Source organism: Mitsuaria sp. BK041 (assembly GCF_014193085.1).
Lineage (GTDB): Bacteria > Pseudomonadota > Gammaproteobacteria > Burkholderiales > Burkholderiaceae_C > Roseateles.
The window spans coordinates 3,705,306-3,729,279 of record NZ_JACHYT010000001.1 but is presented as its reverse complement, the minus strand read 5'-3'; the positions used below and the strand labels follow the sequence as shown (position 1 = coordinate 3,729,279).

At 69.3% G+C, this 23,974-nt stretch carries 17 protein-coding genes; 10 read left to right on the top strand and 7 right to left on the bottom strand.

The window, feature by feature from the left end:
• Positions 1 to 65: 65 nt before the first annotated feature.
• Positions 66 to 2,570: an ABC transporter permease gene (locus tag FHT38_RS15785; RefSeq protein WP_183492327.1), complete on the top strand. Its 2,505-nt coding sequence runs from the start codon at positions 66 to 68 to the stop codon at positions 2,568 to 2,570.
• Positions 2,571 to 2,577: 7 nt separating this feature from the next.
• Here FHT38_RS15785 and FHT38_RS15780 read toward each other — a convergent pair whose 3' ends face one another.
• The 4 genes from FHT38_RS15780 to FHT38_RS15765 form a co-directional block, all read right to left on the bottom strand.
• Positions 2,578 to 3,669, bottom strand: coding sequence for a right-handed parallel beta-helix repeat-containing protein (locus FHT38_RS15780; RefSeq protein WP_221213778.1), 1,092 nt, complete (start codon positions 3,667 to 3,669; stop codon positions 2,578 to 2,580).
• A 198-nt stretch (positions 3,670 to 3,867) separates the two neighbouring features.
• Positions 3,868 to 4,725, bottom strand: coding sequence for a bifunctional methylenetetrahydrofolate dehydrogenase/methenyltetrahydrofolate cyclohydrolase FolD (folD, locus tag FHT38_RS15775; RefSeq protein WP_183492325.1), 858 nt, complete (start codon positions 4,723 to 4,725; stop codon positions 3,868 to 3,870).
• Between the two features lie 128 nt (positions 4,726 to 4,853).
• The gene (locus FHT38_RS15770; protein ID WP_091734133.1) at positions 4,854 to 5,489 is read right to left on the bottom strand and encodes a response regulator transcription factor; all 636 of its coding nucleotides are present in this window, start codon (positions 5,487 to 5,489) and stop codon (positions 4,854 to 4,856) included.
• On the bottom strand, positions 5,486 to 8,083 hold the full coding sequence (locus tag FHT38_RS15765) for a PAS domain S-box protein (protein ID WP_091734130.1): 2,598 nt from the start codon (positions 8,081 to 8,083) through the stop codon (positions 5,486 to 5,488). Before FHT38_RS15765 ends, FHT38_RS15770 begins: the two co-directional genes overlap by 4 nt.
• Before the next feature lie 324 nt (positions 8,084 to 8,407).
• Between FHT38_RS15765 and aceE the strand changes: the two genes are divergently transcribed.
• From aceE to FHT38_RS15745, 4 genes are all read left to right on the top strand, one after another.
• Positions 8,408 to 11,113, top strand: coding sequence for a pyruvate dehydrogenase (acetyl-transferring), homodimeric type (aceE, locus tag FHT38_RS15760; protein ID WP_183492324.1), 2,706 nt, complete (start codon positions 8,408 to 8,410; stop codon positions 11,111 to 11,113).
• Positions 11,114 to 11,241: 128 nt separating this feature from the next.
• Positions 11,242 to 12,942, top strand: a complete 1,701-nt coding sequence (gene aceF, locus FHT38_RS15755) for a dihydrolipoyllysine-residue acetyltransferase (RefSeq protein ID WP_183492323.1) — start codon at positions 11,242 to 11,244, stop codon at positions 12,940 to 12,942.
• Between the two features lie 15 nt (positions 12,943 to 12,957).
• A complete protein-coding gene (lpdA, locus tag FHT38_RS15750; protein ID WP_183492322.1) occupies positions 12,958 to 14,766 on the top strand; it encodes a dihydrolipoyl dehydrogenase in 1,809 nt (602 codons plus the stop codon).
• A 26-nt stretch (positions 14,767 to 14,792) separates the two neighbouring features.
• On the top strand, positions 14,793 to 15,674 hold the full coding sequence (locus tag FHT38_RS15745; RefSeq protein ID WP_091734122.1) for a delta(1)-pyrroline-2-carboxylate reductase family protein: 882 nt from the start codon (positions 14,793 to 14,795) through the stop codon (positions 15,672 to 15,674).
• Positions 15,675 to 15,712: 38 nt separating this feature from the next.
• Here FHT38_RS15745 and FHT38_RS15740 read toward each other — a convergent pair whose 3' ends face one another.
• Entirely contained in the window at positions 15,713 to 16,579 is an 867-nt protein-coding gene (locus tag FHT38_RS15740) for an HDOD domain-containing protein (RefSeq protein ID WP_183481038.1), read from the bottom strand.
• Positions 16,580 to 16,706: 127 nt separating this feature from the next.
• Here FHT38_RS15740 and FHT38_RS15735 point away from each other — a divergent pair, with 127 nt between their 5' ends.
• Positions 16,707 to 17,393 carry a transglutaminase-like cysteine peptidase gene (locus FHT38_RS15735; protein WP_091734197.1) on the top strand — a complete coding sequence of 229 codons (687 nt, stop codon included), beginning with the start codon at positions 16,707 to 16,709 and terminating at the stop codon, positions 17,391 to 17,393.
• A 76-nt stretch (positions 17,394 to 17,469) separates the two neighbouring features.
• A complete protein-coding gene (locus FHT38_RS15730; RefSeq protein WP_091734118.1) occupies positions 17,470 to 19,398 on the top strand; it encodes an EAL domain-containing protein in 1,929 nt (642 codons plus the stop codon).
• A 325-nt stretch (positions 19,399 to 19,723) separates the two neighbouring features.
• On the opposite strand, the gene FHT38_RS15725 is transcribed toward FHT38_RS15730, so the two are convergent.
• Entirely contained in the window at positions 19,724 to 20,272 is a 549-nt protein-coding gene (locus FHT38_RS15725) for an NUDIX hydrolase (protein ID WP_183492321.1), read from the bottom strand.
• A gap of 53 nt (positions 20,273 to 20,325) precedes the next feature.
• Here FHT38_RS15725 and maiA point away from each other — a divergent pair, with 53 nt between their 5' ends.
• A complete protein-coding gene (gene maiA, locus FHT38_RS15720; protein ID WP_183492521.1) occupies positions 20,326 to 20,964 on the top strand; it encodes a maleylacetoacetate isomerase in 639 nt (212 codons plus the stop codon).
• 19 nt (positions 20,965 to 20,983) lie between these two features.
• Positions 20,984 to 21,799: a peptidoglycan editing factor PgeF gene (gene pgeF / locus FHT38_RS15715; protein ID WP_255488707.1), complete on the top strand. Its 816-nt coding sequence runs from the start codon at positions 20,984 to 20,986 to the stop codon at positions 21,797 to 21,799.
• On the opposite strand, the gene FHT38_RS15710 is transcribed toward pgeF, so the two are convergent.
• On the bottom strand, positions 21,719 to 22,066 hold the full coding sequence (locus tag FHT38_RS15710) for a hypothetical protein (RefSeq protein ID WP_183492520.1): 348 nt from the start codon (positions 22,064 to 22,066) through the stop codon (positions 21,719 to 21,721). The two genes, pgeF and FHT38_RS15710, sit on opposite strands and share 81 nt — an antisense overlap.
• Positions 22,067 to 22,216: 150 nt before the next feature.
• On the opposite strand from FHT38_RS15710, the gene phaC reads away from it, so the two are divergent.
• On the top strand, positions 22,217 to 23,965 hold the full coding sequence (gene phaC, locus FHT38_RS15705; protein WP_255488706.1) for a class I poly(R)-hydroxyalkanoic acid synthase: 1,749 nt from the start codon (positions 22,217 to 22,219) through the stop codon (positions 23,963 to 23,965).
• Positions 23,966 to 23,974 lie beyond the last annotated feature (9 nt).

Here is a 23,974-nt window from a genome sequence, read left to right as displayed (position 1 = left end):
GAGCTTCCACGGCCCGGCCCGCCGCCGACCCGGCCGGCCGGCGTCCGCCGTCCCTGTGGCGTCAGATGTCCCTGCAGACCTGGCGCGATGCGCGCGCCGGCGAATTGCACCTGCTGATCCTGGCCCTGATGCTGGCGGTGGCCGCCGTGTGCGCGGTGGCCTTCCTGTCGGACCGACTGGACCAGGGCCTGCGACGCGACGCCGCCCAACTGCTCGGCGGTGACGCGGTGGTCGCGAGCGACCAGCCGACGCCCGCCGCGGTGCGGCAGCTGGCCGATCGCCTGAACCTGCGCAGCGTCGAGACGCTGAACTTCCCGAGCATGGCGCGCGCCGGCGAGGACCAGGGCGGCGGCAGCCGCCTGGTGGCGGTCAAGGCCGTCGGGGCGCGCTACCCGCTGCGTGGGGCGCTGAGCTTGAAGGACGGTCGTCAGGTCGGTGCGCCGGCCGCCGGCACGGTCTGGGTCGACGCGGGCGTGTTGAGCGCGCTGGGCCTGAAGGTCGGCGATCCGCTGCTGCTGGGCGACGCGACGCTCACCATCGCTGGCGAGATCGCCAATGAGCCCGACCGGGGCGCCGGTTTCCTCAACTTCGCGCCGCGGGTGATGCTGGCGCAGTCGGACCTCGCCGCCACCGCGCTGATCCAGCCGGCGAGCCGGGTCACCTACCGCTTCGCGGTGATCGGCCAGGGGCAGGAACCGGGCAGCGCGGTGCAGCAGTTCACCACGCAGACCCGCCAGCAGATGAAGGACGGCCACTGGCGCGGCGTGCGGCTGGAGTCGCTGGAGACCGGCCGGCCCGAGATGCGCCAGACGCTGGACCGCGCGACCAAGTTCCTGAACCTGGTGGCGCTGCTGGCCGCCTTGCTGGCGGCGATCGCCGTCGCGCTGGCGGCGCGCGAGTTCGCCAACCGCCACCTCGACGACTGCGCCATGCTGCGCGTGCTCGGCCAGCCGCAGCGGCGCCTGGCCTGGGTCTTCACGCTGGAGTTCGCCACGGTCGGGCTGGTCGCCAGTGCGATCGGCGTGCTGCTCGGCTTCCTGCTGCATTACGGCTTCATCGCGCTGCTGGCCGGCCTGATCTCCGTCGACCTGCCCGCGCCCGGCGCCTGGCCGGTGCTGCTGGGGCTGGGCATGGGCATGAGCCTGCTGCTGGGCTTCGGCCTGCCGCCGGTGTTGCAGCTGTCGGCCGTGCCGCCGCTGCGGGTGATCCGGCGCGAACTGGGGCGTCCGAAGATGGGCTCCATCGCCGTGCTGCTGGCCGGCGTGATGGGCTTCGCGGCGGTGCTCACCGCGCTGTCGGCCGATTGGCGCCTGGGGCTGGTCGCGACCGGCGGCTTCGCCGTCGCGCTGGGATGCTTCGCGCTGATGGCCTATGGCGCGGTGCTGGCGCTGCGGCGCCTGGTGCCGCAGGCCGGCGCGCCGCGCTGGCTGCTGCTGGCGACGCGGCAGGTCGCGGCCCGGCCCGCCTTCGCGGTGCTGCAGGTCGGCTCGCTGTCGCTGGGGCTGCTGGCGCTGGCGCTGCTGGTGCTGATGCGCACCGACCTGATCGAGAGCTGGCGCGCCGCGACGCCGGTGAACGCGCCGGACCGCTTCGTCATCAACATCCAGCCGGACCAGGGCGCGGGTTTCCGCGGCGAGCTCGAACGGGCCGGCGTCAAGGACTACGACTGGTACCCGATGATCCGCGGCCGCCTGGTCGCGATCAACGGCGAGGCGGTGCAGGCCAGCCGCTTCACCGAGGAACGCGCGCAGCGCCTGGTCGAGCGCGAGTTCAACCTCAGCCACAGCGCCGAACTGCCGTCGCACAACCAGATCTCCGGCGGCAAGTGGACCGCCGAGGAGCAAGGCGGCGTCAGCGTCGAGCAGGGCCTGGCGGACCAGCTGGGGCTCAAGCTCGGCGACACGCTGCGCTTCGACATCGCCGGCGTGCCGGTCGATTCGCGGATCACCTCGCTGCGCAAGGTGGACTGGGGCTCGATGCGGGTCAACTTCTTCGTGCTGTACCCGCATGCGGCCATGCCGGAGCTGCCGGTCAGCTTCATTTCCGCCTACCGGTCGCCGCAGGGCGAGGGCGGCGCCGCGGCGCTCGATCGCAAGCTGGTCAACGCCTTCCCCAACCTGACGCTGATCGATGTCTCGGCGGAACTGCACCAGGTCCAGCAGGTGCTGGAGCAGGTGATCATGGCCGTGCAGCTGCTGTTCGCGGTCGCGCTGGCGCTGGGCGTGGTGGTGCTGCTGGTGGCCGCGGTGGGCTCACGGGACGCGCGCACGCGCGAGTTCGCGTTGATGCGGGCCTTCGGCGCGTCCAGTGCGCTGATGGCGGCGGTGCAGCGCGCGGAGTTGCTGGGGCTGGGGGCGCTCGCCGGCCTGCTGGCGGGGCTCGCGGCGCAGGCGCTGGGCTGGGCGCTGACGCATTACGCCTTCGAGTTCGAATGGCAGTTCAAGCCCTGGGTGCTGATCGGCACGACGATCGGCGGCGCGGTGCTGGCCCAGCTCGCGGGTTGGTGGGCGCTGCGCGGCGTGCTGCAGCGCCCGGTGGTGCAGACCCTGCGCGAGGCCGACACCAACTGATCAGCGCTCAGGGAAGCACGGGCTGCTGCACGGCCTTGCAATTCACCCGGGTCGTGCGGCCGGCGATGGTCAGGCGGCACTCTCCCGCCGGATGGCTGCTATAGAGGGCCGGGGTCTGGAAGCGGTTCCAATGATGGATCTGCTCGACGTCGGGAATCGAGCCCGCCACGCCGGCGACCGCGGTCTGTGATCCCACCACCCATCCCTGCGTGAAGAGGTTGCCGACCACGGTGATCGGCCCCTCCTTGGGCACGCCCCGGATCAGGACGCTGGATCGGTTCGAGGTGCCGAAGCGGCCGAAGTCGAAGACATTGCCGGTGATCTCGACGGATTGCCCGCCGGCGCCGGTCGACCCGGCGTGCATGTCGAACTGGTGATACGCGCCCCTGCCGCCGCCGTTGAGGACCAGGTTGTAGCGGGCCTGGTAGCGCTCGCCGGGCTCTCCGCTGCCGGCAATCGCGTGACGATTGGCGTTGAAGACGTTGCAGTGGATGTCCGCCTGGGCGTGGCCGTTCTGGACCACGACGCCATAACCCAGCTGGGAGCGGAGGTTGGCGTGGATGTGGTTGTGGTGAATCCGGTTGTCGACGGATTGCTTGACGCTGACCGCCGCCCAGGGCCAGTGGTAGAGCTCGTTGTTGTCGATCTCGATGCCTTGCGTGCCGGGAAGCAGCTGGATGCCGATGGTGCTGTTGGTGGAGGTGGCCTCGCCCGACGGCCCTTCGATGCGCAGGCCGGAGATGCGCGCGCCGCTTTCAACCACGATGACGGGATAGCTGCGCGCGGCGGCATCGACCCAGCGGGTGCGCAACAGTCCGCCGGAGCGGCCCTCGAGGCCGCGGTCGCCGAAGAGCGTCTGCCCGGCGCGCAGCCACAGCGCGGAGGATTGATTGGGCAGATCGATGGTCGCGTCGCTCGGCACATGGATGTGGCGGGCACCGCTGTCGACGGCGGCCTTGAGCGAGGCGAAGTCGCGGGCCACCACATGTCCCGGCATCTGTTCGGCGCGAAGCGCGGCGCTGTAGCCGCGCCCGCCGCCGAGCACATCGCAGTTCTGGGCGAGAGAGAGGCCGTGGACCAGCCCCAGTGCGAGCAGCACGGGGACCGATGCGGCGCAACGCCGGATGGTGGAACGGGAAGGAAGCTTGAATGTGGAGCGCATGGTTCGCTTTCTGCACTTGAAGGGGAGCGCAGTGTGCGAACCGACCTCACTTCCGTCAGTCGCTCCAAACCATCTTCAACATCGTTTGACCGACCTCTTTGGGCTGGTCACTTCCCTATGGCGAAAGAGCCCCGGTCAGCGATGCGCGGCGGCGCGCTCGGCCGATTCGATGGTGTTGACCAGCAGCATCGTGATCGTCATCGGCCCGACGCCGCCCGGCACCGGCGTGATCCAGCCGGCGACTTCCTTGACGCCGTCGAAGTCCACGTCGCCGCAGAGCTTGCCTTCCTCGGTGCGGTTCATGCCCACGTCCAGGACCACTGCGCCCGGCTTGACCATGTCCGCGGTCAGCACGTTCCGCTTGCCCACCGCCGCCACGACGATGTCGGCCTGGCGGGTGAAGTGCGCCAGGTCCGGCGTCGCGCTGTGGCACACCGTCACCGTCGCGTTGGCCTGCAGCAGCAGCATCGCCATCGGCTTGCCGACGATGTTGCTGCGGCCGATCACGACCGCATGTTTGCCCTTCGGGTCATAGCCGATGAACTCCAGCATCTTCATGCAGCCGTAGGGCGTGCAGGGCTTGAAGCCGTCCTGGCCCACCATCAACGCGCCGGCGCTGGCGACGTGGAAGCCGTCGACGTCCTTCTCCGGCGCGATCGCCTCGATCACCTTGTGCGCATCGATGCCCTTGGGCAGCGGCAGCTGTACCAGGATGCCGTGGATGGCCGGATCGTTGTTGAGCGCATCGACCCGCGCCAGCAGCTCCGCCTCGGTCATCGTGTCGGCGTACTTCTCCAGCACCGAATGCATGCCGGCGTCCTCGCAGGCCTTGACCTTGTTGCGCACGTAGACCTGGCTCGCGGGGTTCTCGCCGACCAGCACCACCGCCAGGCCGGGCTTGACGCCCTTGGCGGTCAGCGCGGCGGCGCGCGTCGCCACCTCGGCGCGCAGTTGCTTGGACAGCGCGTTGCCGTCGATCAGTTGAGCAGTCATGGTCGGTACTCCGGAATCAGAAAAGCGCAAGGGCAGAGGATCGCTCTGCCCGGGGAATGCAAAAGGCTGAATGCAAAAGGCCGAATGCGAAAGGCCGCTTCGCAGCGGCCTTCGGATGGGTCGTCGGATCAGCCCGCCTTGGCGGCCGCCGTGTTCGCGCCGAGCGCGATCTTCAGCAGATCAGCCACGGTGTTGGCGTTGAGCTTCTCCATGATGTTGGCGCGGTGCGCCTCCACCGTCTTGATGCTGATGCCCAGGTCGTCGGCGATCTGCTTGTTCAGGCGGCCGGCGACGATGCGCTCCAGCACCTGCGCCTCGCGCGTCGTCAGGCGCGACAGCAGGGCGTCGCGGCTGGCCGCTTCCTGCTGCGTCGCGAAGGCGCCGCGCGCCTGGTCCAGCATGCGCTCCACCAGCGACAGCAGCTCTTCTTCCTTGAACGGCTTCTCGATGAAGTCGACCGCGCCCTTCTTCATCGTCTGCACCGCCATCGGCACGTCGCCATGACCGGTGATGAACACGATGGGCAGCGGGCTCTTGCGCTCGATCAGCTTGTCCTGCAGTTCCAGGCCGCTCATGCCTTCCATGCGGATGTCGGCGATCAGGCAGGCCACTTCGCGCGGGTCGTAGCGGCTCAGGAAGCTCTCGGCGGAGTCGTAGCACTTGACCCGGTAGTCCTTGCCTTCCAGCAACCACTGCAAGGAATCTCGCACGGCCTCGTCATCGTCGACGACGTAGACATTACCCTTCTTCGGAATCAAGCTCATGGTGTTGCTGCGGTGTTGTGAGCAGTGCCCGTCCCCGGGTCGCCGCTCTTGTCGAGCGGAGCCAGCTGGGGCTCCGGACGCGGAATGTCCACGGGGATCGTGAACGCGAACCGGCACCCGACGATGGACGGGCCATTGTAGAGGTTCTCGGCGCGGATCCGACCCTGGTGGGACTCGATGATGGACCGGCATAACCCTAGGCCGATGCCCAATCCATCGGCCTTCGTGGAGAAGAAGGCCTCGTACATGCGCTCGATGACCTCGACCGGCAGGCCCGGTCCCATGTCGGTCACCGAGAACTCGATGTTGGCGCCGAGCTCGGCGGTGTGCTTGGGCACGACGCGCAGCTCGATGTGGCGGCGCGAGGGCGGCAGCGCCGCGTTGTCGATGGCCTCGGCGGCGTTCTTGAGCAGGTTCAGCAGCACCTGTTCGATCAGGATCGGATCGACCCGCATCACCGGCAGCCGCTGCGCGACGTAGGTGTGGATCTGCACGTTGCGCCGGCGCAGCTCGATGCCGGCGAGCTCGACCGCGTCCTCCACGATCGAGGCCGCGAACGCCGGCTGGCGCTGCGGCTCGCTCTTCTTCACGAAGGCGCGGATGCGATGGATGATCTGGCCCGCGCGCTGCGCCTGCTTGGCGGTCTTCTCCAGCGCGACGATCAGGTCGTCCTTCTGGATATTGTCGTTGCGCACCCGCGAGACCATGCCGTTGCAGTAGTTGGTGATCGCGGTCAGCGGCTGGTTGAGCTCGTGCGCGACGCTCGAGGCCATCTCGCCCATCGTGATCAGGCGGCTGGTGACCTGCGCCTTCTCGGCCTGCTGCTGCTGCTGGGCCTCGGCATGGCGGCGCGCGGTGATGTCGGTGGCGATCAGCATCTGCGCCAGGCGGCCGTCCGTCCACTGCAGGTAGCGGGCGCGGACATCGAACCACATGTCGAGCTGCGCGATGAAGACCTCGCGCGAATCGCCGCCGACCTCGGTCAGGTGCTGCGCCGGCAGGCCGCCGTAGTCGTCGACGTCCTCGTCGGTCTCGAAGTTGGTTTCCTTGGTGCTGGTCGCGCCGGCCAGCTGCGAGCCCGCGAGCATCGCGTGCCCCTTGGGATCGGCGCCGAACCAGAGCCGGTAGCTGCGGTTGGCGAAGAGCAGCTCGCCCTGCTGCACCGACAGCACCGACACCGCCGCGTCCAGGCCTTCCAGCACCGTGGTGAAGCGCTCGTGCGACGCGGACAGCTGGTCGCGCACCCGCTTGGCCTCGGTGATGTTGGTCATCGAGGTCATCCAGCCGTTCTGCTTGCCCTTGGGGTCGATCAGCGGCGAGACATACATGCGGGCGTCGAAGATGCTGCCGTCCTTGCGCATCACCTTGACCTCGGAGCCGCCGGCGGGGCTGCGGCCCTGCATCTCCTGCTGCAGCAGGCGCAGGTTCTCCTCGTAGCGGTCGGGCGGCCAGTAGGGGAAGGGCGGCTTGCGGCCGATCAGCTCCGACTCGGCGAAGCCGGTCATCGCACAGAAGGCCGGGTTGACGTAGCTGATGCGCGTCTCCAGGTCCATGGCGCGCATGCCGGTCAGCATGGAGTTCTCCATCGCGCGCCGGAAGTTGGTCTCGGCGGCGAGCGCGTTCTGCACCTGCGCGCGCCGGCGCATGTGCTTCCAGGTGCCCAGCAGCATCCAGACGGTCAGCACCGACAGCGCCATCACCATCCAGAACAGCGTGTTGGAGATCAGCCCGATCGAGGTCCGGTAGCCCTGGCCGCGCAGCACCAGTCCGGGAGCCGGCGCCATCGGCACCTCGTAGTAGATCGGCGCGCGCGTGATGCGCTTGCCCGGCATCGGCGTCACCGTGCTGGCGACCACCTGCTCGCGCGGATCGAGCACCGCCACCGCGTGGCGCGAGGTCAGCTCGTTGGGCACCGAATAGCGCAGCAGGCCCTCCACCGCGTACTCGGCGATCAGCACGCCGGCGAAACCGGCGCGGTCGCTCAGCGGCAGCTGCAGCTGGAAGACGGTGGTGTTGTTGGCGTCGGCGAAGGAGGCCGAGTAGACCCGGGTGCGCCGATCGCGGGCGCCCTGGAAGGCGCGCTCGGGCTCGCTGTTGGCATGGCCGTTGGGCATCGACGGGTCGCTGCCGTCCAGCGTCATCAGCGAGTCGGCCTGCTCGCCGATCGCCGCCACGCTGACGCGGCGCTCGCGGCGCGCGTTCAGCCAGGTGATGTGGGTGATCTCGGGGCGGTTGCGGGCGATCGCCATCGCGCGCTGCGTGAACTCGAGGTTGTCGATCGCGCGGTTGGCCAGGTCGCGCTGCAGCGGGATCAGGAAATCCTCGTTCTCGATCAGGCGCGAGCGGATCTGCTGCTGCGCCATCTCGGTGTCGCGCTTGACGGCCTCGGCCTCGCGCTCGATCTCCTCGTTGCGCAGGTACCAGAAGGCCGAGACGATCGCCGCCAGGAACAGCACCACCGACAGCAGCGGGCCCAGCGTCGCGAAGCGGTCCTGCCGCGACGGCGACTGCCGCCGCCACCACGCCGAGACCAGGCGTTTGAGAGGGTTCAGGGCACGGCGCGCAAAGCCTTGGACATCGAGGCGGGACAACATGGGCGCGATTATCCCGGCGCCTTTGGTGCGACCCGGCTCCGGCGGCCCCGGGCATTCCCGATCCGGGCATTCCCGGATCGCATCGTGAAAGACATCCATCACGAAACCCCGCTGAAAACGCCTTGGAAATTTCACGATACGGAAACGCATCGCGCTATTTGGAAAATCCAAGGCTTATGCGACACTCCGCCGCCATAGCCCTTCTGGAGGGTGCCGACGCATGCGTGTTTCCTCAAGCTCGGGCAGGATTGCCTGTTCGGAACGGACACCGCGCCGCGCGACCCGCCCGTCCGAAGGCCGTGATTGAGACACAGGAGACAACACATGTCCGCGCAGCCCCAGTCGTTCCTCGGCGCAGCCGCCAATGACACCGACGCTCTCGAAACCAAGGAATGGCTGGACGCGCTGTCCGCCGTCATCGGCGAGGAGGGCGGCGAGCGCGCGCACTTCCTGCTCGAGACCTTGATCGACCACGCGCGCCAGGCCGGCATCGACGTGCCGTTCTCGGCCACCACCGCCTACGTCAACACCATCCCGGCCGACCAGGAAGAGCGCTTCCCCGGCAACATCGACATGGAAGAGCGCCTGCGCGCCTTCATGCGCTGGAACGCGATGGCGATGGTGGTGCGCGCCAACCGCCTGCATCCGGAAGACGGCGGCGACCTGGGCGGCCACATCTCCAGCTTCGCCTCGCTGGCGACGATGCTGGGTTGCGGGTTCAACCACTTCTGGCATGGCGACGATGGCGTCCACGGCGGCGACCTGCTCTACATCCAGGGCCACAGCGCGCCCGGCATCTATGCCCGCGCCTTCCTGGAAGGCCGCATCACCGAGGAACAGCTGAACAACTTCCGCCAGGAAGTCGACGGCAAGGGCCTGTCGAGCTACCCGCACCCGAAGCTGATGCCGGAGTTCTGGCAGTTCCCGACGGTGTCCATGGGCCTGGGCCCGCTGATGGCGATCTACCAGGCGCGCTTCCTGAAGTACCTGCATGCCCGCGGCATCGCCGACACCTCCAAGCGCAAGGTCTGGGTCTTCCTGGGCGACGGCGAAATGGACGAGCCGGAAAGCCTGGGCGCGATCGGCCTGGCCGCGCGCGAGAAGCTCGACAACCTGATCTTCGTCGTCAACTGCAACCTGCAGCGCCTGGACGGCCCGGTGCGTGGCAACGGCAAGATCATCCAGGAGCTCGAGGGCGAGTTCCGCGGCGCCGGCTGGAACGTCATCAAGCTGATCTGGGGCTCCTACTGGGATCCGCTGCTGGCGCGCGACAAGCAGGAGCTGCTGCGCAAGGTCATGCTGGAGACGCTGGACGGCGACTACCAGGCCTACAAGGCCAATGACGGCGCGTTCGTGCGCAAGCATTTCTTCGGCAAGCATCCGGAGCTGCTGAAGATGGTCGAGAACATGTCCGACGAGGACATCTGGCGCCTGAACCGCGGCGGCCACGACCCGCAGAAGGTCTACGCGGCCTACCACAAGGCGGTCAACACCGTCGGCCAGCCCACCGTCATGCTGATCAAGACCGTCAAGGGCTACGGCATGGGCAAGATCGGCGAGGGCAAGAACACCGCGCACCAGACCAAGAAGCTGCAGGACGAGGACATCAAGGCCTTCCGCGACCGCTTCAATATCCCCATCCCGGACAGCGAGCTGGCCAAGATCCCGTTCTACAAGCCGGCCGACGACACGCCCGAGATGCAGTACCTGCACGAGCGCCGCAAGTCGCTGGGCGGCTACCTGCCCAAGCGTCGCCCGCAGGCCGATGAAGCGCTGAAGGTGCCCGACCTGGCCACCTTCCAGGCCGTGCTGGACCCGACCGCCGAGGGGCGCGAGATCTCGACCACGCAGGCCTATGTCCGCTTCCTGACCACGCTGCTGCGCGACAAGGAACTGGGCCCGCGCACTGTGCCCATCCTGGTCGACGAGGCCCGCACCTTCGGCATGGAAGGCCTGTTCCGCCAGATCGGCATCTACAACCCCGCGGGTCAGAACTACACGCCGGTCGACAAGGACCAGGTCATGTATTACCGCGAGGACAAGGCCGGCCAGATCCTGCAGGAAGGCATCAACGAGGCCGGCGGCATGGCCAGCTGGATCGCCGCGGCGACGTCGTACTCGACGAACAACCGCGTGATGATCCCGTTCTACGTCTACTACTCGATGTTCGGCTTCCAGCGCATCGGCGACCTGGCCTGGGCCGCCGGCGACATGCAGGCGCGCGGCTTCCTGCTGGGCGGCACCTCGGGCCGCACGACGCTGAACGGCGAAGGCCTGCAGCACGAGGACGGCCACAGCCACATCCTGGCCGGCACCATCCCGAACTGCATCAGCTACGACCCGACCTTCGCGCATGAGGTGGCGGTGATCCTGCACTCGGGCCTGAAGCGCATGGTCGAGAACCAGGAGAACGTCTACTTCTACCTGACGCTGCTCAACGAGAACTACCCGATGCCCGGCCTGAAGGCCGGCACCGAGGAGCAGATCCTCAAGGGCATGTACCTGCTGGAGGAAGCCGCCGCTCAACCGCTGACGGTGAACCTGCTGGGCTCGGGCACCATCCTGCGCGAAAGCCAGGCCGCCAAGAAGCTGCTCGAGGCCGACTGGGGCGTGGGCGCGAACGTCTGGTCCTGCCCCAGCTTCAACGAGCTGGCCCGCGACGGCCAGAACGCCGAGCGCTGGAACCTGCTGCACCCGACCGAGCTGGCCTGCGTGCCGTTCGTGACGCAGCAGCTGAGCAAGGTGCAAGGGCCGGTGATCGCGTCGACCGACTACATGAAGAACTACGCGGAGCAGATCCGCGCCTTCATCCCGGCGGGCCGCTCGTACAAGGTGCTGGGGACCGACGGTTTCGGCCGTAGCGATTTCCGCTCCAAGCTGCGCGAGCACTTCGAGATCAACCGCCATTACATCGTCGTGGCCGCGCTGAAGAGCCTGGCCGACGAAGGCAAGATCCCGCAGGCCAAGGTCGCCGAGGCGATCAAGAAATACGGCATCAACGTCGACAAGATCAACCCGCTGTACGCGTGAGCACGGCCCACCCCCTACCGGCTTCGCCGGCCCCCTCAAGGGGGCGAGCCCGACGGCCTGGCGAAGCCAGTTCCGTGGGCTCCGCTGGGTAAGCCAGCCGGCTCAGTAAATTTCTGGAGACACCCAATATGGCATTGGTGGAAGTCAAGGTTCCCGACATCGGGGACTTCAAGGACGTCGCGATCATCGAGCTGCTGGTCAAGCCCGGCGACACGGTGAAGGCTGAGCAAAGCCTGGTCACGGTCGAGTCCGACAAGGCCTCGATGGAGATCCCGTCCTCGGCGGCGGGCGTCGTCAAGGAAGTGAAGGTCAAGCTCGGCGACAAGCTGAACGAAGGCGACCTGATCGTCGTGCTGGAAAGCGACGCCGCCGCAGCCCCCGCGCCGGCCGCTGCCGTGCCGGCTTCTGCGCCGGCTCCCGCGGCCGCCGCCCCGGCGCCGCAGGCCGCGCCCGCTCCGGCCCCCGCGGCTGCGGCGGCCCCGGCCGCATCGGCCGGTCCGGTCGACATCGTCGTGCCGGACATCGGCGACTTCGACGAGGTCGCGGTGATCGAGGTGCTGGTCAAGGTCGGCGACACGGTGAAGACCGAGCAGAGCCTGATCACCGTCGAATCCGACAAGGCCTCGATGGAGATTCCGTCGTCACACGGCGGCGTGATCAAGGAGTTGCTGGTCAAGCTGGGCGACAAGGTGTCCAAGGGCACGAAGATCGCCGTGATCGAGGCCACCGGTGGCGCTGCCTCGCCGGCACCCGCCGCTGCCGCGCCCGCCCCGGCGCAAGCCGCCGCGGCACCGGCTCCGGCCACCGCGAGCGCCCCCGCGCCCGCGCCGGTGGAGCGCCAGGTCCCGACCGCCGCGTTGCCCCCGCATGAGCCGACCAAGCCCACCGGCAAGCTGCCGCACGCCTCGCCGAGCATCCGCAAGCTCGCGCGCGAGCTGGGCGTGCCGCTCGAGGAAGTGAAGGGCTCCGGCGCCAAGGGCCGCATCACCGAGTCCGACGTCCAGTCCTTCGTGAAGGCCGTGATGGCCGGCACCGCGCAGACCTCGGCGCAGAAGGCGGCCGCCCCGGCGGGCGGCGCTGCCGGTGGTGGCGCCTTCCCGGGCCTGCTGCCCTGGCCCAAGGTCGACTTCGAGAAGTTCGGCCCGGTCGAGCGCAAGGACCTGTCGCGGATCAAGAAGATCAGCGGCGCCAACCTGCATCGCAACTGGGTCACGATCCCGCACGTCACCAACCACGACGACGCGGACATCACCGAGCTCGAAGCCTTCCGCGTCCAGCTGAACAAGGAGAACGAGAAGTCCGGCGTCAAGGTGACGATGCTGGCCTTCATGATCAAGGCGACCGTTGCGGCGCTGAAGAAGTTCCCCGAGTTCAACGCCTCGCTGGATGGCGACACGCTGGTCCTGAAGAACTACTTCCACATCGGCTTCGCGGCCGACACACCGAACGGCCTGGTCGTGCCGGTGATCCGTGATTGCGACAAGAAGGGCATCTTCCAGATCAGCCAGGAGATGTCGGAACTGGCCAAGAAGGCCCGCGACGGCAAGCTTGGCCCGGCCGACATGACTGGCGGCTGCTTCTCGATCTCGTCGCTGGGCGGCATCGGCGGCACCTACTTCACGCCGATCATCAATGCGCCTGAAGTCGCGATCATGGGCGTGTGCAAGTCGCAGACGCGTCCGGTGTGGGACGGCAAGCAGTTCGCGCCGCGCCTGATCCTGCCGCTGTCGCTGAGCTGGGACCACCGCGTCATCGACGGCGCGGCTGCAGCCCGCTTCAACGTGTACTTCGCATCCCTGCTGGCGGACTTCCGTCGCATCGCCCTCTGATCGGAAGGACCGGACATGGCATTGGTTGAAGTCAAGGTTCCCGACATCGGGGACTTCAAGGACGTCGCGATCATCGAAGTCCTGGTCAAGGTCGGCGACACGATCAAGCAGGAGCAGAGCCTGGTCACCGTCGAGTCCGACAAGGCCTCGATGGAGATCCCGTCCTCGACGGCCGGCGTGGTCAAGGAGCTCAAGGTCAAGCTGGGCGACAAGATCAACCAGGGCGACCTGATCGTCGTGCTGGAGAGCGATGCGGCGGCAGCGCCCGCGCCGTCGGCCTCCGCGCCCGCTCCGGCCGCAGCGGCGCCCGCTCCGGCGCCCGCGCCTGCGGCGCCCGCCCCGCAAGCCGCCACCTACACCGGCCCCGCCGAAGGCGAGTACGACGTGATCGTGCTCGGCGGCGGTCCCGGCGGCTACTCGGCGGCGTTCCGCGCGGCCGACCTGGGCCTGAAGGTCGCGCTGGTCGAGCGCTACGCGACGCTGGGCGGCGTCTGCCTGAACGTCGGCTGCATCCCGTCCAAGGCGCTGCTGCACGTCGCGGCGGTGATGGACGAGGTCAAGCACTTCGCCGATCTGGGCGTCGAGTTCGGCGAGCCCAAGGTCGAGCTGCCCAAGCTGCTCACGCACAAGAAGAAGGTCATCGGCAAGCTGACCGGCGGCCTGGCGATGATGGCCAAGATGCGCAAGGTCACGGTCGTGCGCGGCTACGGCTCGCTGCTGGACGCCAGCCACCTGTCGGTCGAGGAGACCGGCGGCGAGGGCCAGGAGCGCACCGGCAAGACCCAGACGCTGAAGTTCAAGAAGATCATCCTGGCCGCGGGCTCGCAGGCGGTGCGCCTGCCCTTCATGCCGAATGACCCGCGCGTGATCGACTCGACTGGCGCGCTCGAGCTGACCAGCAAGCCCAAGCGCATGCTGATCGTCGGTGGCGGCATCATCGGCCTGGAGATGGGCACCGTGTACTCGACGCTGGGCGCGCGCCTGGATGTCGTGGAGATGCTGCCCACGCTGATGACCGGCGCGGACCGCGACCTGGTCAAGGTGTGGCAGAAGATGAACGCGCCGCGCTTCGACAACATCATGTTGAACACGAAGACGGTCGCGGCCGAAGCCACGCCTGAAGGCATCAAGGTGACGTTCGAAGGCGAGGGCGCCCCGAAGGAGCCGCAGGTCTACGACCTGGTGCTGCAGGCGGTGGGCCGCACGCCCAATGGCAAGAAGATCGGCGCGGACAAGGCCGGCGTCGTGGTCACCGACCGCGGCTTCATCCCGGTCGACGTGCAGATGCGCACCAACGTGCCCAACGTCTTCGCGATCGGCGACATCGTCGGCCAGCCGATGCTGGCGCACAAGGCGGTGCATGAGGGCCACGTGGCGGCGGAAGTCATCGCCGGCGAGCTGCTCGGCGACGACGCGCTGGCCAAGTCGCGCTTCGACGCGCGCGTGATTCCCAGCGTCGCCTACACCGATCCGGAAGTGGCCTGGGTCGGCGTGACCGAGGACGAGGCCAAGACGCGCGGCATCAAGGTCAAAAAGGGCCTGCTGCCCTGGACCGCCTCGGGCCGCGCGATCGCCAACGGGCGCGACGAGGGCTTCACCAAGCTGCTGTTCGACGAAGAGACCCACCGCATCATCGGCGGCGGCATCGTCGGCACGCATGCGGGCGACATGATCGGCGAGATCGCGCTGGCGATCGAGATGGGCGCGGACGCGGTCGACATCGGCAAGACCATCCATCCGCACCCGACGCTGGGCGAGTCGATCGGCCTGGCCGCGGAAGTCGCGCACGGCTCGTGCACCGACGTGCCGCCGGCCCGCAAGTAAGCGCCGCGCCCGGAGCACGCGAGCGGATGCTGGTCCTGGACGCCGCCGCCACCGCGCGGGCCCTGCCGTGGTCCCTCCTGATGGAGGAGATCGCGCTGGTGTGTCGCGAACATCGCGATGGCCGCCTGACCTGTCCGCCGCGGCAGGTCCTGCCGCTGCGTCAGGACGGCGTGCTGCTGGTGATGCCCTGCCTGAGCGACACGCTGTCGATCACCAAGCTCGTCAGCGTGCATCCGCTCAACGCCTCGCTGGGCCTGCCGACGATCTCGGGCGAGGTCGTCGTCATGGACAGCCGCACCGGCCAGCGCTTGGCGGTGCTGGACGGCCCCGCGCTGACGGCGCGCCGCACCGCCGCGGTCAGCATGCTGGCGCTGCAGCACCTGGCCCGCGAGGCGCCGCGGCGCGCGCTGGTCGTCGGCGGCGGGGTGCAGGCGCGGGCCCATGTGGAAGCGCTGCAGGCGCTGCATCCGCAGGCCACCATCCATGTCCAGGGCCATCAGGCGGAGCCGGGCTTCGTCGAGGAACTCGGCGTCGAGCCCCTGCCGGCCGAGTCCCAGGCGCGCCACGCCTGGGACCTGATCGTCTGCGCCACGACCAGCCGCGTGCCGGTGCTGCGGCCCGGCGTCGGCGAGGGGGCGGTGGTGATCGGCGTGGGCGCGTTCCGCGACGACATGGTCGAGCTGCCGCCCGAGCTGGTCCGCGGCGCGCAGGTCTGGGTCGACGACCCGGTCGGCGCGCAAGCCGAGGCCGGCGACCTGATGGCGGCCGGCCGCTTCGAGCCGCAGGCCTCGATCGAGGACCTGGTGATGGGCCAGCGCCCCGTCGACGACGGTCGCACGCGGCTGTTCAAGAGCGTCGGCTGCGCCCGCTGGGACCTGGCCGCGGCGCGCGTCGCGGTGCGCGGCTGACGCGCCCCGGGCGCCCCGGCGGCGCCCGCGTGAGGTCCTCAGGCCTCGTCCAGCCTCGGACGCAGCGCCTCGTCCCACTGCTCGAGCTCGTCCTCCGACAGGTGCAGCCAGGCCATCGCCGCCGCGCGGTTGGCGGCCCAGTCGACGTCCTCGTCCAGGCCTTCGTGCCGGCGCATCAGGTGCTCGGCGATCAGGCCGGCGGCGATCAGCGTGCGGACTTCGGGCTCGACGCCTTCATCCCGCAACGCGTCGAAGTCGTGGTGCAGCCGGATCGCCGTCATCAGCTCCGGCGCCAGGTGCCACACCTTGATCACCAGCGCGCCCACGACCGCGTGGTCGGTGCGGTGATTGACGTTCTCGGTGGCGATGAAGGGCCGGTCGATGCGGGCGGCGGCCTCGACCATGGTGGCGCCGTAGCCGCGCACGCTCTGCAGCAGCACCGGCATGCCGACGTGGCAGAACAGGCCGTAGCCCTGCGCCAGGTCGACCCGCATGCCGGGCAACTGGCCGGCGATGAAACCCATCGCGATCGAGCGTTTGGTGGAGCGCTGCCAGAAGCGCAGCAGGTGCGGGCTGTTGACCGGGATCGCGTGACGGACCAGGAAGGCCTGCATCAGCGCCGCGCTCTCGTCCAGGCCGAGCCGGTACATCGCCTGGCCCACGGTGGTGCAGGGCACGTGGCCTGCCACCAGGTGCAGCGGGCTGTTGGCCACGCGCAGCAGGGTCGCGGACATGGCGACGTCGGCGGCGGCGATGCGCGCCACCTCGTTGAGGTCGGGCTGCGGCTGGTCCATCGCCGCGCGCAAACGCTGCAGCAGCTCGGGACAGGGGGGAATCTGGATCTGGCGCAGCGGTCCGTTGGCGCGCGCCTGGTCCAGTTCCTGGCGGATGGCATGGGTCTTCATCTGAGCGCCGGATTATCCCGGCCGCTCCCCGGGCGCCGCGTGAAGGCGGTGCGGCAAATTGCCGGTCCCCGGGGGGCGCGTCGCGGTTCGCCCTCGGGCAGGCGTGGAGGCAGATACATTGCAGCGCATGTCACGTTTCGTCACGCGTACGGTGTCCCGTGCTGGCCGGAGAATCCGGCCGGCGCTGTGGGCGCTCGCGTGGACGGCGGGACTGTGGTCGGCGCTGGCCTGGGGCTGGGACCAGGATCGGCTGACCGAATCGGCCGCGAAGCTGTCGCCCCGGACGCAGGCCGCGGTGAAGGCGATGATCCAGATGGCCGACCGCGCGGCCGCCATGCCGGACGAGCGCGACCGGCTGGCCGCGGTCAACGGCTTCTTCAACCAGCGGGTGGCGTTCCGCGACGACATCGAGGTGTGGGGCCAGATCGACTACTGGGCGACGCCGCTGGAGCTGCTGGACAAGGGCGCCGGCGACTGCGAGGACTACGCGATCGCGAAGTACATGAGCCTGCTGGCCGCCGGGGTGCCGCAGTCGCGGCTGCGGATGGTCTACGTGCGGGCGCAGTTCCAGGGGCGGCCCCAGGCGCACATGGTCCTGGCCTACTATGCGCAGCCGGAGGCGGAGCCCCTGATTCTGGACAATATCAATCCGGAGATCCGGCCCGCGTCGCTGCGGCCGGACCTCACGCCGGTGTTCAGCTTCAACGGCGAGGGCCTGTGGAGCGGCGTGGGCGCCACCACCGCGGGCAATCCGCTGGTGCGGCTGTCGCTGTGGCGCGACCTGCTGGCGAAGGCGAAGGCGGAGGGCTTCTGAGGGACCGGCGCGGCGCGGCGGGTCCCCCGGGAGAGGCCGGAGACGACAAGACGAAGGGCGACGGAGAATTCACGACATGTCCCTGATAAGACAAATCTGGTGCCTGGTCCTGGGCGCGGTGCTGGCGTCCGTGCTGGGCGGCGTGGCGGTGAGCACCTGGTCGCTGCGCGAGCTGCTGCAGACGCAGGCCCAGCTGAAGAACGCCGACAACGCCAATGCGCTGGCGCTGGCGCTGTCGCAGCAGAAGGGCGACGCGGAGCTGATGTCGCTGCTGATCTCGGCGCAGTTCGACGCGGGCGCCTACGAAAGCGTGCGCTGGCGCGACGGCGGCGGGGCGCAGGTGTTCGAGCGGCACCTGGAGACGCCGCAGGTCGCGCATGCGCCGCGCTGGTTCGTGGCCCTGCTGCCGCTGGACGTGGCGCCGGGCGTGGCCAAGGTGTCGGACGGCTGGAAGGCGGTCGGCGAGATCGAGCTGCGCGGCCAGACCGGCTACGTCCACGAGGCGCTGTGGCGCGCGACCCTGAGCACGGCGAGCTGGCTGCTGCTGGTGGGCGTGGTCACGGGCGTGGCGGCGGCGATCGTGCTGTCGCGGCTGCGCCGGCCGCTGGACACCGCGGTGCGCCAGGCCGAGGGCGTGACGCAGGGGCGCTTCGAGACCGTGCTCGAGCCGCGCGTGCCGGAGATGCGCAAGCTGACCAGCGCGATGAACACGATGGTGGTGCGCACCCGGCAGATGTTCGAGGCCCAGGCCGAGCAGCTGCGCACGCTGCATCACCAGCTCCTGTGCGACGAGCTGACCGGGCTGTCGCACCGGCGGCAGTTCGTGGCCGAGCTCAATTCCGCGCTCGAGCGCGATGACGGCCCGCTGCGCGCCGGCCTGGTGCTGCTGCGGCTGAAGGACCTGCAGGGCCTGAACCAGCGGCTCGGCCATGGGGCGACCGACCAGGCGCTGGTGGCGATCGCGCAGGCCCTGCGTGTCTATCCGGAGCAGGTCCGCGGCTGCTTGGCCGGCCGGCTGAACGGCTCGGATTTCGCGCTGTGGCTGCCGGCGCCGAACGTGGTCGGCGACACGGCGCAGGCGCTGGCCGATGCGCTGCGGGCGGGCCTGCAGAACCTCGGTTCGGGCGTGGGCGTCGCGCTGGGCGCGGTCGAGCTGATGCGCGACCAGCCGATGAGCGCCTGGTTCGCCGCGGCCGACGCGGCGCTGGCCAAGGCCGAGCAGGGCGAGGGCGTTGTGCTGGAGCTGCGCGAGGCGCCGCCGTCGGACGAGGTCGCGCAGGGCGAGCGGGCCTGGCGCGCGCTGATCTCGGACGCGCTGGCGCAGCAGCGCAGCCGGCTGCTGGAGTTCCCGCTGATCGGCCGCGAGCGGCAGGTGCTGCACCTGGAATGTCCGCTGCAGCTCAAGCTCAATCCGGTCGGCGAGTTCGAGCCGGCCGCGCGCTGGCTGCCGCTGGCGCTGCGCCACCGGCTGAGCGCGGAGGCGGACCTGCAGGCGCTGGCGCTCGCGCTGCAGGCCACGCAGCAGGACCAGCGCGCGCGCTGCGTCAACGTGGCGCCGGCCACGCTCAACGACGGCAGCTTCATCGCGCGGGCGCGCGAACTGGTGCAGGCGGCGCCGGCGTCGGTGCGGCGCGCCATCGGCCTGGAACTGGCCGAGCCGGCCGCGGTGCAGCACTTCGAGACGCTGCAGGAACTGGGCCGGCAGCTGCGACCGCTGGGCGTCCAGCTGGGCCTGGAACACGCGGGCGCGGGACTGGCTCAAATTGATCGTCTTTTCCAGGCGGGCCTGGACTACGTGAAGCTGGACAGCTCGGTGGTGAGCGGGGTGTCGGCGGACGTGGCGCGCGCAGCCTTCGTGCGCAGCCTGGTGGTCATGCTGCGCAGCCTGTCGCTGAAGGTCTATGCCGAAGGCGTGACCGACGCGCTCGACGCGCAGGCGCTGTGGGATTGCGAACTCGACGGCATCACCGGTCCGTGGGCGTCCGCGCAGGAGATCAAGCCCTGACTGATCTAAGCCGGTGAAGCGCTTGACCGCCGTCAAGCGCTCTTGCCAAGCGATCTGAAGCTCTCAGAATGCGCGCCTTCCTCTTGTCGCTGAAAGAGCAGGTGCAGAGTGTCCGCCGTTCTCCAACCCCTTGAACCGTTCATGCCGCGCGTCGATTTCCACGTCCAGATTGACGAGCAGATCAAGGCCCGCGTCGAGGCGCACGCGAGCCGCCTGACGATCGACATGGACGAACTCGTCGAGTTCCTCGTCAAGCGCTGGGTCGAGCGCACGGATCCTGACGAGCCTGATGTGACGATGGAGGAAGTGCTGCAGGAGCGAATGCTCAGTCGATATCCGCCGTATGCAATGGATACCCGTTGCCGCTGCGGCGGTCGTCGAAGAAGCGCTGCAGCGTTTCGCGGATCGTGTGGAACGCGATCTCGTCCCAGGGGATCTCGTGTTCGTGGAACAGCCGGGCCTCGAGCGTCTCGGGGCCCGGGTCGAAGTCCGGGCTCAGCAGCCGGGCGCGGTAGAACAGGTGGACCTGGCCGACGCGCACCACGTTCATCACGCAGTACAGGTTCTCGAGTTCGATCCGCGCGCCGGCTTCCTCGACCGTCTCGCGCTGCGCGCCCTCGGCCAGCGTCTCGCCCAGCTCCATGAAGCCGGCCGGCAAGGTCCACTTGCCCAGTCGCGGTTCGATCGCGCGCTTGCACAGCAGCACCTGTTCGCCCCAGACCGGCAAGGTGCCCACGACGTTCAGCGGGTTCTCGTAATGGATCGCGCCGCACTGCGTGCAGGTGGCCCGCTCCCGGTTGTCGTCGGCCGGGACGCGGTATTCGATCTGGCCGCCGCAGGTGGGGCAATGCTGGTAGCGCCGCGCTTGGAACATGGGGCGCAGTGTAGCGGCCTCCATCGCGGGCCCCCGTGGCATCATCGCCGGCCATGGAGCTCTACAACTACTTCCGCTCGTCCGCGTCCTACCGCGTCCGCATCGCGATGGCGCTCAAGGGCCTGGACTTCGACTACAAGTCGGTGCACCTCGCGAAGAACGAGCAGTTCAACGAGTCGTACTCGGCCGTGTCGGCCTCGCGCCTGGTGCCGCTGCTCAAGGACGGCGATGCCGTCGTCACGCAGTCGATGGCCATCATCGAGTACCTCGACGAGGTCCATCCCGAGCCCCCGCTGCTGCCCGGCGACGCGCTGTGCCGCGCCTACATCCGCGCGCTGTCGCAGGACATCGCCTGCGAGATCCATCCGCTCAACAACCTGCGGGTGCTGCGCTACCTGGTGAAGGAACTCGGCGTCGGCGACGACAACAAGACCCGCTGGTACCAGCACTGGGTGGAGAGCGGGCTGGCCGTGGTCGAGCAGCGCCTGAAGGCGGAGGGCCGCGCCGGCCGCTTCTGCTTCGGCGATGCGCCCACGATGGCCGATTGCGTGCTGGTGCCGCAGATCTTCAACGCCCAGCGCTTCGACTGCCGCCTCGACCACGTGCCCACGGTCATGGCCATCTTCGAGCACTGCATGTCGCAGGAGGCCTTCCGCCGGACGCAGCCCAGCGCCTGTCCCGATGCGGAGTGAGCCTGCGGGCGACGGGTCCATGGACTCCGTCGACGCGCCGCATCCCGACTGGCTACGGCCCGACTGGGCCGCGCCGGAGGTCGTCGCGTTCATGACCACGCGCGCGGGCGGCGTCAGCGGTGGCGCGGCGGGACCGGCCGAGCGGCGCGGCCTCGCGAGCCTGAACCTGGGCCGGTCGGTGGGCGACGACCCGGCGCATGTCGCCGAGAACCGGCGTCGCGTCGCCGCCGCGATCGGCGGTCAGCCGGTCTTCCTGAAGCAGGTTCACGGGACCTCGGTGTTGCGGCTGCGCGCCATGCATGCGGCGCCGGACGCCGATCCCGAGCCCGCCGACGCCGCCGTCAGCACCGACCCCGCGCTGGCCTGCGCGGTCATGGTGGCGGACTGCCTGCCGGTGCTGTTCGCCGGACCGGGCGTGGTCGGCGCCGCGCACGCGGGCTGGCGCGGCCTGGCCGGTGGGGTGCTGGAGAACACGGTCGCCGCCATGCGCGAGGCGACCGGCTGCGACGCCCGCGAGATCCGGGCCTGGATGGGCGCGGGCATCGGCGCGGCGCGCTTCGAGGTCGGCGCCGACGTGCTGACGGCCTTCGGTGCCGAGCCGGTGCACGCCGACCAGCCACTGTTCCGCTTCGAGCCCAATGCGCAGGGCGAGCCGCGCTGGCGGGCCGATCTCTACGGACTGGCGCGGCGCAGGCTGACGGCGCTGGGCCTGGGCGCGATCAGCGGCGGCGGCTGGTGCACCTTGAGCGAGCCGTCACGATTCTTTTCGTTCCGCCACGAACGTGTCGATGGGCTGCGCAGCGGCCGCATGGCCGCCGTCATCCGGCTGCGGTGAGGCCGGCGCGCGGGCCGCCGTGGCGGCTTCGTCGGCTTGATCCGCTTTCGTTGCTCGAGCCGCTTGCGCCGCGTCGTCGGTCTCGGCCCGCCGGCGCGCGGCGCGCCGCCGTGGCGTGCCCATCAGGTACATCACGATCGAGAGCGGCAGCAGGCCGTAGAACACCAGCGTGACCAGCGCGCCGAGCACCGTGCCTTGCGGGCTGAAGGCCTCGGCCACGGCCATCATCAGCACCACATACATCCAGGCGATGGCCACCAGATACATCAGCAAATTCCTCGGGTCATCGGCGACATCATCGTCACGCGGGGGTAAGCTGAACGGGCTACAAAGCGCCTGAGCATATGCGAAGCGACCTCGGTGATCCTCGTGATCGGCTGTGGCAAGCTTCTTGCTCAAGTCGGCATGAGGAGACACATGAGCGCGAACAACGCCGCGGCCGGATTCCCCGGCGCATCGTTCCCCGGTTTCGAGCAGTGGGCCCAGCAGGCGCAGCAGGCCGCGGCCGGCCTGTCGCATGGATTCGGCGACGCCTTCAAGCAGCTGCAGGCCATGCAGGTCGCGCCCGACGCCTGGTCGCAGCTGCAATCGGACTATCTCCGCCAAGCCGGCGAGCTCTGGAACGCGGCGCTTGCCGAGTCCCACGCGAGCGATGGCGCACCGGCCTCCGGCGCCGCGCTGAAGGACCGCCGCTTCGCCGATGCCTCCTGGAACGACAACCGCCTGGCCCACTTCACCGCGCAGCTCTACCTGCTCAATGCGAAGACGCTGCAGCGCATGGCCGATCAGGTGCAGGGCGACGACAAGACCCGCGCCCGCGTGCGCTTCGCCGTGCAGCAGTTCATCGACGCGGCCTCGCCGAGCAACTTCCTCGCCCTCAATCCCGAGGCCCAGCAGCGCGCGCTGAACACGCAGGGCGAGAGCCTCGCCCGCGGCCTGCAGCTGCTGATGGCCGATGTGCGGCGCGGCCATGTGTCGCAGACCGACGAATCGGCCTTCGAGGTCGGCCGCAACGTCGCGACGACCGAAGGCAGCGTGGTCTTCGAGAACGACTTCTTCCAGCTGCTCGAGTACAAGCCGCTCACCACGAAGGTGCATGCCCGGCCGCTGCTGATGGTGCCGCCCTGCATCAACAAGTACTACATCCTCGACCTGCAGCCGGAGAACTCGCTGATCCGCCATGCGGTCGCGCAGGGCCACCGCACCTTCGTGGTGAGCTGGCGCAACCCGGATGCGGACTGCGTGCACTGGACCTGGGACGACTACATCGGCCAGGCCGCGATCAAGGCCATCGAGGTGGTGCGCGAGATCGCCGCGACCGAGACGATCAACACGCTGGGTTTCTGCGTCGGCGGCACCATCCTGGCGACCGCGCTGGCGGTGCTGGCCGCCAGAGGCCAGCAGCCCGCCGAGAGCGTCACGCTGCTGACCACGCTGATCGACTTCAGCAGCAACGGCGTGCTGGACCTGTTCATCGACGAGCAGGCGGTGAAGCTGCGCGAGATGACGCTGGGCGACCAGGCGGTGAGCGGCCCCGGCCTGCTCAAGGGCCAGGAGCTGGCGACGACCTTCAGCTTCCTGCGCCCGAACGACCTGGTGTGGAACTACGTCGTCGGCAACTACCTCAAGGGCGACGCGCCGCCGGCCTTCGACCTGCTGTACTGGAACGGCGATGCGACCAACCTGCCGGGCCCGATGTACTGCTGGTACCTGCGCCACACCTACCTGCAGAACGAGCTGCGCATCCCCGGCCGCCTGACCGTCTGCGGCGAGGCGATCGACCTCGGCCGGATCCAGGCCCCGGTCTACATCTACGGCTCGCGCGAGGACCACATCGTCCCCTGGGATGCCGCCTACCGCAGCACGCAGGTCTTCAAGGGCAAGCGGCGTTTCGTGCTCGGCGCGTCCGGGCACATCGCCGGCGTCATCAATCCGCCGGAGAAGAAGAAGCGCAGCCACTGGATCGGCAAGGGCACGGCGCTGCCGGCCGACCCTCAGCAATGGCTGCAGAACGCCACCGAGCATCCCGGCAGCTGGTGGCCCGACTGGTCGCAGTGGCTGGCCGGTCACGCGGGCCCGCTGAAGGCGGCACCGCGCGCGCCGGGCGGCCGCGGCCATGCGGCGATCGAGCCGGCGCCGGGCCGTTATGTGAAGCAGCGCGCGTGAGACCGCCCG

Coding starts and splice junctions, on each gene's coding strand:
- FHT38_RS15785 (WP_183492327.1), top strand. CDS start 66: ATGTCCCTGCAGACCTGGCGCGATGCGCGCGCCGGCGAATTGCACCTG.
- folD (WP_183492325.1), bottom strand. CDS start 4,725: ATGACTGCTCAACTGATCGACGGCAACGCGCTGTCCAAGCAACTGCGC.
- FHT38_RS15770 (WP_091734133.1), bottom strand. CDS start 5,489: ATGAGCTTGATTCCGAAGAAGGGTAATGTCTACGTCGTCGACGATGAC.
- FHT38_RS15765 (WP_091734130.1), bottom strand. CDS start 8,083: ATGTTGTCCCGCCTCGATGTCCAAGGCTTTGCGCGCCGTGCCCTGAAC.
- aceE (WP_183492324.1), top strand. CDS start 8,408: ATGTCCGCGCAGCCCCAGTCGTTCCTCGGCGCAGCCGCCAATGACACC.
- aceF (WP_183492323.1), top strand. CDS start 11,242: ATGGCATTGGTGGAAGTCAAGGTTCCCGACATCGGGGACTTCAAGGAC.
- lpdA (WP_183492322.1), top strand. CDS start 12,958: ATGGCATTGGTTGAAGTCAAGGTTCCCGACATCGGGGACTTCAAGGAC.
- FHT38_RS15745 (WP_091734122.1), top strand. CDS start 14,793: ATGCTGGTCCTGGACGCCGCCGCCACCGCGCGGGCCCTGCCGTGGTCC.
- FHT38_RS15740 (WP_183481038.1), bottom strand. CDS start 16,579: ATGAAGACCCATGCCATCCGCCAGGAACTGGACCAGGCGCGCGCCAAC.
- FHT38_RS15735 (WP_091734197.1), top strand. CDS start 16,707: ATGTCACGTTTCGTCACGCGTACGGTGTCCCGTGCTGGCCGGAGAATC.
- FHT38_RS15730 (WP_091734118.1), top strand. CDS start 17,470: ATGTCCCTGATAAGACAAATCTGGTGCCTGGTCCTGGGCGCGGTGCTG.
- FHT38_RS15725 (WP_183492321.1), bottom strand. CDS start 20,272: ATGTTCCAAGCGCGGCGCTACCAGCATTGCCCCACCTGCGGCGGCCAG.
- maiA (WP_183492521.1), top strand. CDS start 20,326: ATGGAGCTCTACAACTACTTCCGCTCGTCCGCGTCCTACCGCGTCCGC.
- pgeF (WP_255488707.1), top strand. CDS start 20,984: ATGGACTCCGTCGACGCGCCGCATCCCGACTGGCTACGGCCCGACTGG.
- FHT38_RS15710 (WP_183492520.1), bottom strand. CDS start 22,066: ATGTATCTGGTGGCCATCGCCTGGATGTATGTGGTGCTGATGATGGCC.
- phaC (WP_255488706.1), top strand. CDS start 22,217: ATGAGCGCGAACAACGCCGCGGCCGGATTCCCCGGCGCATCGTTCCCC.